The organism is Streptomyces sp. NPDC085932 (assembly GCF_044540525.1).
Lineage (GTDB): Bacteria > Actinomycetota > Actinomycetes > Streptomycetales > Streptomycetaceae > Streptomyces > Streptomyces levis.
Window position 1 is genome coordinate 968,802 of record NZ_JBITSJ010000001.1, and the last position, 14,561, is coordinate 983,362.

At 71.5% G+C, this 14,561-nt stretch carries 12 protein-coding genes; 6 read left to right on the top strand and 6 right to left on the bottom strand.

Annotation, left to right across the window (positions count from 1 at the left end; translation table 11 throughout):
* The first annotated feature begins 57 nt into the window (after nt 1–57).
* Complete coding sequence (locus ACIGAQ_RS03855; RefSeq protein WP_362279128.1) at nt 58–522, top strand: MarR family transcriptional regulator; 465 nt, start codon at nt 58–60, stop codon at nt 520–522.
* Between the two features lie 15 nt (nt 523–537).
* Here ACIGAQ_RS03855 and ACIGAQ_RS03860 read toward each other — a convergent pair whose 3' ends face one another.
* On the bottom strand, nt 538–1,518 hold the full coding sequence (locus ACIGAQ_RS03860) for a DUF3048 domain-containing protein (RefSeq protein WP_399778925.1): 981 nt from the start codon (nt 1,516–1,518) through the stop codon (nt 538–540).
* A 203-nt stretch (nt 1,519–1,721) separates the two neighbouring features.
* On the opposite strand from ACIGAQ_RS03860, the gene ACIGAQ_RS03865 reads away from it, so the two are divergent.
* A complete protein-coding gene (locus ACIGAQ_RS03865; RefSeq protein WP_399778926.1) occupies nt 1,722–2,912 on the top strand; it encodes a zinc-dependent alcohol dehydrogenase in 1,191 nt (396 codons plus the stop codon).
* A gap of 82 nt (nt 2,913–2,994) precedes the next feature.
* Here ACIGAQ_RS03865 and ACIGAQ_RS03870 read toward each other — a convergent pair whose 3' ends face one another.
* Nucleotides 2,995–4,059: an ATP-dependent DNA ligase gene (locus ACIGAQ_RS03870; RefSeq protein WP_399778928.1), complete on the bottom strand. Its 1,065-nt coding sequence runs from the start codon at nt 4,057–4,059 to the stop codon at nt 2,995–2,997.
* A 74-nt stretch (nt 4,060–4,133) separates the two neighbouring features.
* On the opposite strand from ACIGAQ_RS03870, the gene ligD reads away from it, so the two are divergent.
* Nucleotides 4,134–5,162: a non-homologous end-joining DNA ligase gene (ligD, locus tag ACIGAQ_RS03875; RefSeq protein ID WP_362279124.1), complete on the top strand. Its 1,029-nt coding sequence runs from the start codon at nt 4,134–4,136 to the stop codon at nt 5,160–5,162.
* On the opposite strand, the gene ACIGAQ_RS03880 is transcribed toward ligD, so the two are convergent.
* Complete coding sequence (locus tag ACIGAQ_RS03880; RefSeq protein WP_399780659.1) at nt 5,149–7,290, bottom strand: OmpL47-type beta-barrel domain-containing protein; 2,142 nt, start codon at nt 7,288–7,290, stop codon at nt 5,149–5,151. The two genes, ligD and ACIGAQ_RS03880, sit on opposite strands and share 14 nt — an antisense overlap.
* A gap of 47 nt (nt 7,291–7,337) precedes the next feature.
* Nucleotides 7,338–9,815: a ThuA domain-containing protein gene (locus ACIGAQ_RS03885; RefSeq protein WP_399778931.1), complete on the bottom strand. Its 2,478-nt coding sequence runs from the start codon at nt 9,813–9,815 to the stop codon at nt 7,338–7,340.
* 189 nt (nt 9,816–10,004) lie between these two features.
* Between ACIGAQ_RS03885 and ACIGAQ_RS03890 the strand changes: the two genes are divergently transcribed.
* Together ACIGAQ_RS03890 and ACIGAQ_RS03895 are read left to right on the top strand one after the other, a co-directional pair.
* Complete coding sequence (locus ACIGAQ_RS03890; RefSeq protein WP_399778933.1) at nt 10,005–11,000, top strand: multicopper oxidase domain-containing protein; 996 nt, start codon at nt 10,005–10,007, stop codon at nt 10,998–11,000.
* A gap of 98 nt (nt 11,001–11,098) precedes the next feature.
* The gene (locus ACIGAQ_RS03895) at nt 11,099–12,136 is read left to right on the top strand and encodes a LacI family DNA-binding transcriptional regulator (RefSeq protein WP_311681170.1); all 1,038 of its coding nucleotides are present in this window, start codon (nt 11,099–11,101) and stop codon (nt 12,134–12,136) included.
* Between the two features lie 34 nt (nt 12,137–12,170).
* Here ACIGAQ_RS03895 and ACIGAQ_RS03900 read toward each other — a convergent pair whose 3' ends face one another.
* Complete coding sequence (locus ACIGAQ_RS03900) at nt 12,171–12,977, bottom strand: VOC family protein (protein WP_362279121.1); 807 nt, start codon at nt 12,975–12,977, stop codon at nt 12,171–12,173.
* Between the two features lie 227 nt (nt 12,978–13,204).
* Between ACIGAQ_RS03900 and ACIGAQ_RS03905 the strand changes: the two genes are divergently transcribed.
* The gene (locus ACIGAQ_RS03905) at nt 13,205–13,450 is read left to right on the top strand and encodes a WhiB family transcriptional regulator (protein WP_311687222.1); all 246 of its coding nucleotides are present in this window, start codon (nt 13,205–13,207) and stop codon (nt 13,448–13,450) included.
* Between the two features lie 104 nt (nt 13,451–13,554).
* Here the strand turns inward: ACIGAQ_RS03905 and ACIGAQ_RS03910 are convergent, their stop codons facing one another.
* Nucleotides 13,555–14,532, bottom strand: a complete 978-nt coding sequence (locus ACIGAQ_RS03910) for an acyl-ACP desaturase (RefSeq protein ID WP_362279120.1) — start codon at nt 14,530–14,532, stop codon at nt 13,555–13,557.
* Nucleotides 14,533–14,561: the final 29 nt, after the last annotated feature.

A 14,561-nucleotide genomic window follows, 5' to 3' on the forward strand; every position in this document is an offset into this window, starting at 1 on the left:
GTCCCGTTCCGGTCGACTATCGTTCAGTGCACCGACGAAAACTATCGAGGGGTGCACATGGCGGCGGCGGACCTCACCACCCACCCCGGGCACCTGGCCCGGCGACTTCAGCAGGCGCACTACCTGCTGTGGAACACGATGGTCTCCGAGGAGATCACCTCGCCCCAGTACGCGGTCCTCAACACGCTCGTCGACGAGCCCGGCCTGGACCAGCGCACGGTGGGGGAGCGGGTGGGGCTCGACCGGTCGACCGTCGCCGAGGTGATCAGCCGGCTCGGCCGGCGCGGGCTGCTCGACAAGGTCCGCGACCCGCAGGACGGCCGCCGCTCCCTGCTGCGCCTGACGGACGAGGGGGCCCGCACCCACCGCAGGCTGACCGTGCGCACCGCCCGGATGAACCAGGTCTTCCTCGCCCCGCTGACCGCCGACGAGCGGACGGTGTTCTTCGACCTGATCCGGCGGGTGGCGGACGCGGCCGAGGACCTTCGCCACCCCGAGGAGCCCCTGGCGGCACCCCGCTGAGGGCCCTCGGGCAGGTCAGGAGGCCTTGGCGTACACCACCCACACCTGGCCCCGCGCGAAGTTCACCGGGGAGCCGTCACCGGTGGTGAACGCCGTGCCGTCCGTGGCCTTCGGGCGCTTCCAGTCCACGTCCCAGGCCCGGCCGTCGCGCAGGACGGTCGCCCTGCCGGAGCCCACCGTCTCGGTGTACGGCGAGTTGTTGCCGAGGAAGTCCCGGAAGCCGGACTCTCTGATCCTCACGTACTGCACGACCACGGTCGCCGCCGCCATCCGCGCACCGTCGGCCTCCGTGGCGGGGGCTCCGTCCATGCCGACCAGCCACCGGTCGCGGGCGTCGGACCAGGTGAAGGTGAAGCGGGCCGCCGGGTAGCGCACGGTCCGTGAGGCCGTCGCCGTGCCGCCGGCCGGGGCGGGGCCGTAGCGGAAGCCGGTGGTCAGGGCGGCCCGGCCCGGCGCCTCGGGCGCGATCCGCCCGGGCCGCAGATAGAGGTTGTGCGGGGCGGCGCGGTCGCTGCCCCGGTAGAACGCGTCCGGGGCGTCGGAGGGCGTCACAGGGCGCAGCGGCGCCTCGTCGATCAGCGGCAGGAGCTTCTTCTGCGCGCCGGAGAAGACCAGCGTGGGCCGGTGGAACTGGCGCAGCAGCTCCAGGTCGGACTCGCGGGCGCTGCGCACCGGTCCCACGGTCTCCGGCACCCGCGTCGCGTACACCGCCATCAGCCGGCTCAACCCGCCCTCGACCTGCTCCACGTACACCACGTCCGCGGCGCCGACGCCCGTGTGCGGACGGGCGGAGCCCGCGTTGTCGAGCTTGACGGCGAGCGGGGAGGGACCGGCCCCCGAGGGCGAGGACCCCCGCTCCGAGGCGCTCGACGATCCCCGTCCGTCGTCGGGGGTGCCGCTGCCGCTCGTACACCCCGCCGCCAGGGCGGCCGTCACCGTGACGGCCAGCAGCGTCGCCGTCGTCGCGGCGCGCCGTCCGCGCCACCGTCGTCCCATGCCCACCGTCGCCACCGCGCCCCTGTCCTCGACGTGTCTTGATTGTGCGCTTATCTGACCATCTACGGCCAGAGTCGATCGTTTGGACGGGGCGGTGTCCCGGCCGCGTCCGTCGATCGGCGCAAAGGTTCAGCGCGGGGCGCTCGGGTACCCGGCCCCTGCCGACCGATGGACGCGCACGCCGACGGAGGGAGCGCGAAGCGATGAGGGCTGTGACCTGGCAGGGCAAGCGGGACGTGCGGGTGGAGAACGTGCCCGATCCGACCATCCAGGAACCCACCGACGCGATCATCCGCATCACCTCCAGTGGCCTGTGCGGATCCGACCTGCACCTGTACGAGGTGCTCACGCCGTTCATGACCCCAGGCGACATCCTCGGTCATGAACCCATGGGCATCGTCGAGGAGGTCGGCGCCGCCGTCCCGGACCTCCAGGTCGGGGACCGGGTCGTCGTCCCGTTCCAGATCGCCTGCGGCAACTGCTGGATGTGCCTGACCGGCCTGCCCACCCAGTGCGAGACCACGCAGGTCACCGGCGAGGGCATGGGCGCGGCCCTGTTCGGCTACACCCGCCTGTACGGCGCGGTGCCCGGCGCCCAGGCCGAGTACCTGCGCGTCCCGCAGGCCCAGTACGGCCCGATCAAGGTCCCCGAGGGCCCGCCCGACGACCGGTTCGTGTACCTCTCCGACGTGCTGCCCACCGCCTGGCAGGCCGTGGCCTACGCCGACGTCCCCCAGGGCGGCAGCATCGCCGTGCTGGGCCTCGGCCCGATCGGCGACATGGCCTGCCGGGTCGCCCAGGTCAAGGGCGCCGGGCGGGTGTTCGGCATCGACCTGGTCCCCGAGCGGCTGGCCCGGGCCAAGGCGCGCGGGGTGGAGACCTTCGACCTCAGGTCCTTCGAGGACGAGAAGGAACTCGTCGCCGCGATCCGCGACGAGACCGACGGCCGCGGCCCCGACGCCGTGATCGACGCCGTCGGCACCGAGGCCCACGGCAGCGCGGTGGCCCGCCTGGTGCAGAACACCGCCGCGCTGCTTCCGCGCAAGCTGAGCGGCCCGATGTCCGAGCGGTTCAGCGTCGACCGCCTCGCCGCCCTCTACACGGCCATCGACCTGGTGCGCCGCGGCGGCACCATCTCCCTGTCCGGCGTCTACGGCGGCATGGCCGACCCGATGCCGATGCTGACCCTGTTCGACAAGCAGGTCCAGATGCGGATGGGTCAGGCCAACGTGCGCCGCTGGAGCGACGACATCATCCCGTACCTGACCGACGAGGACCCGCTCGGTGTGGACGACTTCGCCACCCACCGCGTGCCCCTGTCCCAGGCGCCGCACGCGTACGAGATGTTCCAGCGCAAGCAGGACGGCGCGGTCAAGGTCCTGATGCAGCCCTGAGCGGGCCCGGGCACGGGGGCCGGGACGGCCCGAGCGGCGGCCCGGGGCCGCACGCGCCGGGATGGGCCGGGCGGCCCCGGCCTCACGCGCCGAGGATCTCCGCCAGGTCGTAGCGGACCGGCTCCTCCAGTTGCGCGTAGGTGCAGCTCTCGGGGGTCCGGTCCGGGCGCCAGCGGCGGAAACGGGCGGTGTGCCGGAAGCGCTGCCCGTTCTCCATGTGGTCGTACGCGACCTCGGCCACCCGCTCCGGCCTGAGCGGCACCCACGACAGGTCCTTCCGGCCCGACCAGCGGCTCGGTGCCCCCGGCAGCCGCGCCGACTCGTGGGCGGCCTCCTCGGACCAGGCCGCCCACGGATGCCCCGAGACGTCGTCCATGCGCAGCGGCTCCAGCTCCTCGACCAGCTCCGCCCGCCGCTTCATCGTGAAGGCCGCCGACACCCCCACGTGCTGCAGCGTGCCCCGGTCGTCGTACAGGCCGAGCAGCAACGAGCCCACGACCGGGCCGCTCTTGTGCAGCCGGTACCCGGCGACGACGACGTCCGCCGTCCGCTCGTGCTTGATCTTGAACATGGCCCGCTCGTCGGGGCGGTAGCGCCCGGCCGGCGGTTTGGCGACGACACCGTCCAGACCCGCTCCCTCGTACTGCTCGAACCACTGCCGCGCCACCTCGATGTCCGTCGTCGCCGGAGCCAGGTGCACCGGCGCCCTGACCCCGGACAGCGCCTCGGCCAGCCGCTCCCGCCGGCCGGTCAGCGGGGCGTTCATCAGCGACTCGTCCCCGAGGGCCAGCAGGTCGAACGCCACCAGGGAGGCCGGCGTCCGCTCGGCCAGGGTCCGCACCCGCGAGTCCGCCGGGTGGATCCGCTCGGTCAGCGCGTCGAAGTCCAGATGCCCCTCCCGCGCGATCACGATCTCCCCGTCCACCACGCACCGCTCGGGCAACCGCTCCCGCACGGCCGTCACGAGCTCGGGAAAGTACCTGGTCAGAGGCTTTCCGGTACGGCTGCCGAGCTCGACCTCGTCCCCGTCGCGGAACACGATGGCCCGGAACCCGTCCCACTTCGCCTCGTAGTGCATGCCCGCGGGGATCGCCGCCACGGACTTGGCGAGCATCGGCAGGACAGGGGGCATCACCGGCAGATCCATGGCTTGATTCTGCGCGCACCTCCGGCGATATGCCCGATGTGCGAGGTATGCGGGCTACGCCTACCGTGACGGACATGGGTGACGCGGTGGAACTGGAGGTGGACGGCCGGACCGTACGGCTGTCCAGTCCGGACAAGGTCTTCTTCCCCGAGCGCGGTTTCACCAAGCTGGACCTCGCCCGCTACTACATCGCCGTCGGCCCCGGCATCCTGCGCGCCCTGCGCGACCGGCCCACCACCCTGGAGCGCTACCCCGAGGGCGTGGCCGGCGAGAACTTCTTCCAGAAGCGGGCGCCGAAGAACATGCCCGACTGGATCCCGACCGCGCACATCACCTTCCCCAGCGGCCGCAGTGCCGACGAGATGTGCCCCACCGAGGTCGGCGCGGTGGTGTGGGCCGCCCAGTTCGGCACGCTCACCTTCCACCCCTGGCCGGTCCGCCGCGACGACGTCGACCGCCCCGACGAACTGCGCATCGACCTCGACCCGCAGCCCGGCACCGACTACGACGACGCCGCCCGCGCCGCCCACGAACTACGGGCCGTGCTGGACGAGTTCGGCGGACTGCGCGGCTTCCCCAAGACCTCCGGCGGCCGGGGCCTGCACGTGTTCGTGCCCATCGAGCCGCGCTGGACCTTCACCCAGGTCCGGCGCGCCGCCATCGCCGTCGGCCGGGAGATGGAACGGCGGATGCCCGAGCAGGTCACCATCAAGTGGTGGAAGGAGGAGCGCGGTGAGCGGATCTTCCTCGACTACAACCAGACGGCCCGCGACCGCACGATCGCCTCCGCCTACTCGGTGCGCCCCCGCCCGCACGCCCCCGTCTCCGCGCCCCTGCGCTGGGAGGAGGTCGGCGTCGCGCACCCGCAGGACTTCGACCTCGCGACCATGCCCGCGCGCTTCGCCGAACTCGGCGATGTGCACGCGGACATGGACGACCACCGCTATTCGCTGGAGGCCCTGCTCGACCTCGCCCGCCGTGACGAGCACGACCACGGTCTGGGCGACCTGCCGTACCCGCCCGAGTATCCGAAGATGCCGGGAGAGCCCAGACGGGTACAGCCGAGCAGGGCCCGCAAACAGGCGCCTCCTACAACTCCTTGATCCGGACGTCGCGGAACGAGACCACGTCCGTGGTGCCGTGGACCTGGAGCCCGATGTAGCCGGAGGCGAAGCGTCGCCCGTCCGTGCCCGGGTCGTCCGAGCGCGGGGGAGTGAACTCCTGGCCGCCGGTGTTGTCGAACTCGTTGATCAGCACGCCGTTGCGGAAGACCGAGTAGTGCTGGCCCTCCACCCGGATCTCGTAGTCGTTCCAGGTGCCCTTCTGCGTCACGCCCGCGCCGGCCAGGCCCACGCGGTCGAAACCGTAGACCGAGCCCGTCTTGTACATGTCGCCGTCGGGCCGGTCGAACACCTGCACCTCGTGCCCGTACTTGATGGCGACCCACTCCGGGCGCGACTCCTCCGGGTGGTCGTGGACCCAGGGGAAGCGGACGAAGACGCCCGAGTTGGTGTTGCCGGTGCCGGGCGCGTCGTCACGCCACTGCAGCTTCAGCGAGAAGTCGCCGTACTTGCGCTGCGGGAACCACAGCATGCCCATGCCCGGCGTGGTGGTGCTGGAGGTGATCGTCCCGTCCGGGTTCAGCCCGAACGAACCGCCGCCCACGTGCTGCCACTTGGCCAGGGACTCCGCGCTGCCGTCGAAGAGCGACCGGTAGCCTTCCGTCTGCCCCGGCTTGCCGATGCCCGACTGGCGGGCCGCCTTGCGGACGGCGTTGTACTCGCGCTGGTCGATCACGCCTTCCTTCAGCAGCGCGTCCAGGACGGACGTGACGTGCTTGAGGAACAGCGCGTGGGACGTCCACTCCTTCTCGTCCTCGATCAGCTCGCCGATCCGGCACCGGTTGTCGGTGACCCGGTTGCGCACCCCCGAGTCGACCGTGCCGACGAACACCGTCAGCCGCTCGTCGTACTCCGGGCAGTTCGGCGCCGGCACCCCGCCGGAGACGACCGTGAAGGTCACCGTGCGGGCCGCCGAGGTGTTGCCGGCCTTGTCGGTCGCCCGGTACGCCATGGTGTGCGCACCGGCCCGGTCCACCACGACCGGCGCCGAGTACGCCAGGTACGGTCCGCCGTCCAGCGAGTACTCGATCCGCTCGACGCCCGAACCGTGCGCGTCGGTCGCCGTGACGGTCACCCGGGCGCTGTTGACGTACGCCCCGTCGGAGTTCTTCGTGCCCTCCACGCTCACGCCCGTCACCGGCGGGGTCGTGTCCTGCGGCGGCGCCGCGACGACCGTGAACCGCACGTTCTTCTCCGCCGCCACGTTGCCCGCCTTGTCGGTGGCCCGGTAGCGGACGGTGTGCTCGCCCACCTGGTGCACCATCACGGGCGCCGTGTACGGCTGCCAGGCGCCGGAGCCGATGGCGTACTCGATCGTGTTGACCCCGGAGCCGGTGTCGGACGCGGAGACGGTGACCGTCGCCATGTCGACGTACGCCCCGTCCGCGTTCCGCTCGCCGGTCACCGTCGCCGAGGTCTCCGGCGCGGTGGTGTCGTCCGACTGCGGTGCCACGACCGTGAACGCGGTGCTCTTCTCGGCGGAGACGTTGCCCGCCTTGTCGAACGCCCGGTAGCGGACCGTGTGGTCACCGACCTGGTCGACCACGACCGGCGTGGTGTACGGCTGCCAGGCACCCGTGTCGCCGAGCGCGTACTCGATCCGGTCCAGACCCGAGCCGCCCTCGTCCGTGGCGTGCAGCGCCACGCTCGCGGAGCCGACGTACTGGCCCTGCGTGTTCTGCGTGCCGCTCACGTGCGCCGACGCCTCGGGCGCGGTGGTGTCCTCACCCGTGCCCTCGGTCACGGTGAGGATGCCCTGCATCTGGCCGTGGCCGGGGATGGTGCAGTGGTAGAAGTACCGGCCCGGTGTGAGCGTGACCTGGGCGGTGTGCTTGCCGCCCTGGGCGTCGTTGGGGTTGGCCAGGAGGTTGAGCTGCACGTCGCCGTTGAACTCGGGGTCGCTGGTCACGAACGTCAGCGTGTGCGGCATGCCCGTGGTGTTGCCGGTGGCCGCGCTGTTCTCGAAGACGATCGTGGCCTGGCCGGCGACCGCCGTCTTCGGCGCCGACAGGTACTTGTCGATGTCGTTGCCGGCCGTCCAGGTGAGCACCTGTTCGGCGGCCGGCGCCTGTGCCTGCCCGGCGGCGGGCATCGCCTGCACGCCGAGCATCACGAGCAGGGCGGCCAGCAGGGCGGCCCAGATTCTTCGGTGCCGGATCACTCGGTCCCCCTCGCCAGCTGACCGGCGGCCGGGGTCGGCCCGCCGCCCTTGTAGACGACCCGCCACAGGGCCGACTTGGAGTCGGAGGTGAAGAAGCCGCGCCCGTAGTCGAGGACGTACAGCGCGCCGTCCGGACCGAACTTCCAGTCCATCAGGTTCTTGATGCCGTCGTTGCCGATCGGCACGATCTTCTTCAGCGACTCCGAGTGCACCGGCAGGCCGCCGTCGCCTTGCGTCTTCGGGTCCATCAGCACCGCGTTGCGCGGCTGGTCGGCGTCGTAGAAGTCGCCGACGAACCACTTGCCGTCCCAGTAGGCCGGCCACTTGACGGTGCTGTCGGCCGCGACCGCGTCGGACCGATACACCGGCCCGTTCATCGCCGCCTGCCCGCCGCCCTTGAGCCAGGGCAGCCTGTATGTGGCCTCCTCCGGCTTGTACGACGGGATGCCGTTCGCGTCCCGCGGGTAGTCCGGCGCGCCGCCCGAGGGCGAGTACCAGATGTTGTTGCCGGTCACCGGCGGCAGGTTGACCAGGCCGTCGTTGTTCGGCGACTCGTTCTTCGGGTGGTCGCAGTCGTACCAGCCCAGCGGCTTGGACGGGTCCGGCAGGTTGCGGTCCCGGTAGGGCTGCTTGTTGCCCATGCAGTACGGCCAGCCGCGGTTGCCGGCCTTCGTGATGGCGGCGAACGTGTCGTACTTGGCCGGACCCCAGGTGGTCGAGGGCGAGCCCGCGTCCGGTCCCACCCAGCCCGCGTAGAGCACGTCGGTCGACTTGTCGACGAAGATGCGCGCCGGGTTGCGCACGCCCATCACATAGATCTCGCCGCGCGTCTTGCCGCCGCCCTCGTCGGTTTCCTTCCCGGTGAAGAGGTTGCCCTCGGGCAGCGTGTACGTGCCGTCCGGCTCCGGGTGGATGCGCAGGATCTTGCCGTTGAGGTTGTTGGTGTTGCCGGCGGTGCGGCGCGCGTCCGCGAAGGAGACGCCCTTGTAGTTCGGCTCCGGGTTGTTGCCGGAGTAACCGCCGCTGAAGCCGCTGGAGTTGTTGTCACCGGTGGCGATGTACAGGTTGCCCTTGGAGTCCCAGGCCAGCCCGCCGCCCGCGTGGCAGCAACTGTGGATCTGCACCGGCCACTTCAGCAGGACCTTCTCACTGGCGAGGTCCAGCTTGTTGGTGGCCTGGTCGAGCGTGAACCGGGAGACCCGCCGCTCCGCCATGCGCGTCTCGCGGTTGATCCGCTCGTGCGGCGTGTAGTGCAGGTACACCCACCCGTTCTGCGCGAACTTCGGGTCGAGTTCGATGCCGAGCAGGCCCTCCTCGACCTTGACCAGTTCGTCGCCGCCGCCCTTGTTGCCGAAGACGGTCAGCGCGCCGGCCAGGGTGACCTGCTTGGTCTTCGGGTCGTAGACGTGGATCTCGCCCTTGCCCTTGCCGATGTCGGGGTTGTTCCAGTCGGTGATCACCGGCTGCGAGGAGTCGGCCCCGCCGCGGCCGATGTAGAAGACGCGGCCGTCGGGTGCGGTGACCAGCCCGTGCGGCTCGCCGATCTGGTCGTTCTGCCCCGGCTGGTTGGGCTTGGTCAGCCGCTCCGCCGCGTAGTTGGCGTTGATGGCCGCCTTGCAGTCGGCCTGTTCCAGCCGGGTCGTCCACATCAGCGCGCCGCGCAGGTGGGCCCGGAAGTCGGTCTCGTCGTACGACGACACCGTGCCGCCCATGCCCGTGTAGAAGGAGCGGCCGCCGTCGTAGTCCCGGCACCAGCTGACCGGGTGGTCCCAGCCGTTGGCGCCCGCGCCCGGCTGGTACGTCGACTCCCGCACCCGGGCCACCGTGTGGACCTCACCGGAGGGGTTCTTCACCCAGTTCAGCCACTTGTCCGGGCGTTTCCACTGCACCGGCAGGTCCTTGGTCGCCGGGTGCCGGCGGTCGCCGACCTCCACGGTCGCCCGCTGCACGGCCGCGGGGCTCGACGCGGCCGGGCGGGCCCCGACCAGACCGGTGAACCAGTCCGAGTACGGTTCCGCGCGCGCCGCGTCGTGGATGCCGACGAACCCGCCGCCGGCCTCCATGTACGCCTCCAGGCCCGCCTCCTGCTCCGGGTCGAGGACGTCGCCCCCGCCGGTCAGGAACACGATCGCGTTGAAGCGGCCGAGCCTCGTGTCGTCGGTGAACACCGAGGCGTCGCCGGTGGCCTGCACCTTGAAGCGGCGGTTCGCCGGGCCGGTCAGCCCGATGTCCTCGATGGCCTCGATCGCGGCGTTCACGACCGGCGACTCCTCGCCGGCCGCGGAACCGTGGAAGACCAGCACCCGTACGTTGGCGCCGCCCGGCGGCGACTTGATCGACATCGTTGTCAGGGGTGGTTCCGGATAGGGACGCGCACTCGCGGCCGGTCCGGACAGCAGCCCGGCGGTCACGACGCCGGCGGCCACCGAGGCCGCCCAGACGCGTCTTTTCTTGCTCAGCCCTCGTAAGTGCATGGGCACCTCCTCGGTCACAGCAACACCGCCAAGGAAGCTAAACCCCTTTGCCCGTCCCGCCAATACCTATGACCGGGATGGCACCAACTTTGTCTTGAGTGTGGATAAACGGGAGCGCGACCGGTACCGTCTCACCGGTTCATCACAGGTACGCCTCCGTAAAAGCCTTACCAGGGTGGGGAGTTCCGCATGGACAGACGCAGCTTCAACCGGCGTGTGCTGCTGGGCGGCGCCGCCGTCGCGACATCGTTGTCCGTGGCGCCGGAGGCCATCAGCGCCGACGGACCGGCGAAGACGGCACCGGCCGGAGGCGAGGTGAAGCGCATCAGGATGTACGCCGAGAAGCTGGCGGACGGTCAGATGGGCTACGGCCTGGAGAAGGGCAAGGCCACCGTCCCCGGCCCGCTGATCGAACTCAACGAGGGCGACACCCTGCACGTCGAGTTCGAGAACACCATGGACGTGCCGGTGAGCCTGCACGTGCACGGTCTGGACTACGAGATCACCAGCGACGGCACGAAGATGAACCGCAGCCACGTCGAGCCGGGCGGCACCCGCACCTACACCTGGCGCACCCATGCCCCCGGCCGCCGCAAGGACGGCACCTGGCGGGCGGGCAGCGCCGGTTACTGGCACTACCACGACCATGTCGTCGGCACGGAGCATGGCACCGTCGGACTGCAGAAGGGCCTGTTCGGGCCGGTCATCGTCCGCCGCAAGGGCGACGTGCTGCCCGACCGCACGCACACGGTCGTCTTCAACGACATGCGCATCAACAACAAGGCGCCGCACTCCGGGCCGAACTTCGAGGCCACGGTGGGTGACCGGGTCGAGTTCATCGTGATCACCCACGGCGAGTTCTACCACACGTTCCACATGCACGGTCACCGCTGGGCGGACAACCGCACCGGCATGCTCACCGGCCCCGACGACCCGAGCCAGGTCATCGACAACAAGATCACCGGCCCGGCCGACTCCTTCGGCTTCCAGGTCATCGCGGGGGAGGGGGTCGGCGCCGGCGCCTGGATGTACCACTGCCACGTCCAGAGCCACTCCGACATGGGGATGGTGGGACTGTTCCTGGTGAAGAAGCCGGACGGGACCATCCCCGGCTACGACCCGCACGAGCACGAACACGCGGAGGCACCGGCGGGCGGGGGAGAGCACGCGGGACACGACCACTGACGGGCACGTGCCGCCGCGCGGGCGGAGGCGAGAGCGCTCTCACCCGGCGGCGCACCCGGGGCTATCCTGATCCGCAGCCGCAGGTGAGGAGCCCCGAAGTGACCGACACAGCGCCGCGTCCCACCCTGGAGGCCGTGGCCGCCCGGGCCGGTGTCTCGCGGGCCACCGTCTCCCGTGTGGTCAACGGCGGGGACGGCGTGCGGGACGTCCTCGTCGAGCGGGTCCGCAAAGCCGTCGAAGAACTCGGCTACGTACCCAACCAGGCCGCCCGCTCCCTGGTGACCCGGCGGCACGACGCGGTCGCCGTGGTCGTCGCCGAACCGGAGAGCCGCGTCTTCGCCGACCCGTTCTTCGCGCTCCAGCTGCGCGGCATCAGCAAGGAGCTCACGGCCCACGACAACCAGCTCGTGCTGCTCCTGACGGAGGGCCGCGACGACCACGCCCGCGTCGCCCGGTACCTCGCCGGCGGGCACGTCGACGGGGCGCTGGTGTTCTCCCTGCACCTGGACGATCCGCTGCCGGAGCTGATCCAGCGGGCCGGTGTGCCCACCGTCTTCGGCGGGCGGCCGGGCTGGAGCGGCGACCGGCGCGACGTGGTGTACGTCGACAGCGACAACCGCGGCGGCGCCCGCGACGCCGTCCGCCACCTGGCCGGCCTCGGCCGCAGCCGGATCGCGCACATCACCGGTGCCCTGGACCAGACCTCGGCGGTGGACCGGCTGGACGGCTACCGGGACGTCATGGCGGACGCCGACCCGCGGCTGATCGCCGAGGCCGACTTCACCCCGGCCGGGGGCGAGCGGGCGATGCGCGAGCTGCTCGGCCGCTGCCCGGACCTGGACGCGGTGTTCGCCGCGAACGACCTCATGGCCTCCGGCGCGCTGCGCGTCCTGCGCGAGTCCGGCCGCCGCGTCCCGGACGACGTGGCCGTCATCGGCTTCGACGACATGCAGCCCGTCGCCGAGCAGACCGACCCGCCCCTGACGACGGTCCGCCAGGACATCGAGGAGATGGGCCGCCTGATGGCCCGCCTCCTGCTGCACGGCCTGGACCCCGACCACCGCCGGGAGGACACCCCCGACACACCGTCCAGCGTGGTCCTGCCGACGACGCTGGTACGACGCGGATCGGCCTAGGCCCGCCCTCCGGGCGGGCGGAGGGGCTGTACGGTCACGGCCTGGCCTGCCCGACCCGGTCCTGTGGGGGCTCGCTGTGGATCACCGCGAAGCGGGCGCCGTAGGGGTCGGTGAGCTTGGCGAGGCGGCCGACCTCCGGCAGGTCCGTGGCGGGCATGCGCACGGTGCCGCCCCGCTCCCGGGCGACGGCGGCGACCGCGTCCGGGTCGGCGACCTCGAAGTACGGGAGCCAGTGGGGCTCCTGCTCGGCCGGGTCGTCGGCGAGGGCCACGACTCCGCCGAACATGGCGTCCTCGTCCTCCCCACCGGGGCCGAACGTGGTGTACGTGCCGCCGGGCATGTCGACGCCGTAGGTCTCCAGGCCGAGCACGGAGTGGTAGAAGGCGGCCGCGGCCGGGACGTCCGCCGTGTACAGCTCGGTCCAGCACAGCGTGCCGGGTTCCCCGACGACGTCCATGCCGCGGTTGCGTCCCGGCTGCCACAGGCCGAAGGTCACCCCGGCCCGGTCGGCGAGGATCGCCATCCGGCCCAGGTCCTGGACGTCCATGGGCCGCAGCTGTACCGAGCCGCGCGCCTGCCGGGCCGCCTCGGCCGTGGCCTCGGCGTCCGGCGCCTGGAAGTACACCGTCCAGGACGGCGGCCCCTGCTCCGGCGTGGTCTGCATGCCGCCGGCGACGGTCCGGCCGTCGAGCTGGAAGAGGCCGTACCCGCCGACCTCGGGCCCGCCCGGCTGGAACCGCCAGCCGAACAGGGCTTCGTAGAAGGCCGCCGCACCGTCGATGTCGGGGGTGCCGAGATCGATCCAGTTCGGAGCGCCGGTGACATAACGGGTGGTGAGCATCCTCGCCCTCCTCGCACAGGGGCCCGTTCGCCTGCTCTGCCGAGTCTCGCACCGCCGGCGTGCGGGCGTCGCGCCGCCGCGCGGCCGGAGGAATGCGCGCCGGTCCCGCGCGCCGCCGTGCACCGGCCGGTCCGGCGGGTGACGATCGACCCCGGCCGGAGGCCCCTGAACGCCGCGTTGATCGCGCGTTGATCGAACGTTTCGCACCGGCCGGAACGCTTCGGGACATGCACATCGACACGATCACCTCGCCCGAACTCGCCTGGCAGCAGGAAGCGTTGTGCGCGCAGACCGGGGCGGAGTTCTTCTTCCCCGAGCCCGGCAGTTCGGTGCGGGAGGCGAAGCGGATCTGCGGCCTGTGCCCGATCCGCACGGCCTGCCTGGAGTACGCACTCGACCACGACGAACGCTTCGGCGTCTGGGGCGGGATGTCGGAGAAGGAGCGACTGGAACTGCGCCGGGCGGCGCGCTAGCCGCACCGGCCGACGCGGTGCCCCCCCCGGGGGGGGGACCCTGCGTGAGGCCCCCGGCCGCTCGTGGCGGTCGGGGGCCTCACCGGGGTGTGCCGGTGCGGCCGTCAGGCGCCGGCCCGGGCCGCCATGCGGGCCTTGCGCGCGGCCAGCTTCTCGTCGAACTTGGTGGCCTCCGCGTCCAGGCCGCCCATGAACAGGCCGAGCTCCTCCTGCGCCTTGCGGCCCTCGGGGCCCAGGCCGTCGATCTCCATGACCTTCAGGAAGCGCAGCACGGGCTGCAGCACGTCGTCGTGGTGGATGCGCAGGTTGTAGACCTCGCCGATCGCCATCTGCGCGGCGGCGCGCTCGAAGCCGGGGATGCCGTGCCCGGGCATCCGGAAGTCGACGACCACGTCCCGGACGGCCTGCATGGTCAGGTCGGGGGCGAGCTCGAACGCAGCGCGCAGCAGGTTCCGGTAGAAGACCATGTGCAGGTTCTCGTCGGTCGCGATGCGGGCGAGCATGCGGTCGCAGACCGGGTCGCCGGACTGGTGGCCGGTGTTGCGGTGCGAGATGCGGGTGGCCAGCTCCTGGAACGCGACGTAGGCGATCGAGTGCAGCATCGAGTGACGGTTGTCCGACTCGAAGCCCTCGCTCATGTGGGACATCCGGAACTGCTCCAGCTTGTCCGGGTCGACGGCGCGCGAGGTGAGCAGGTAGTCGCGCATCACGATGCCGTGCCGGCCCTCCTCCGCGGTCCAGCGGTGCACCCAGGTGCCCCAGGCGCCGTCGCGGCCGAACAGGGAGGCGATCTCGTGGTGGTAGCTGGGCAGGTTGTCCTCGGTCAGCAGGTTGACGACCAGCGCGATGCGGCCGATCTCGGTGACCTTGGACTGCTCCTTCTCCCAGGCCTCGCCGTCCTCGAAGAGGCCGGGGAAGTTGCGCCCGTCGCTCCACGGCACGTACTCGTGCGGCATCCAGTCCTTGGCGACCTGCAGATGCCGGTTGAGTTCCTTCTCGACCACTTCCTCCAGTGCGTACAGCAGCTGAGCGTCGGACCAGGCGCCGGCGGGGCTGCCGAGGTGGGGAGTGGTGATCGTCATGGACTCTCCAGGGGGACATGCGTACGAGC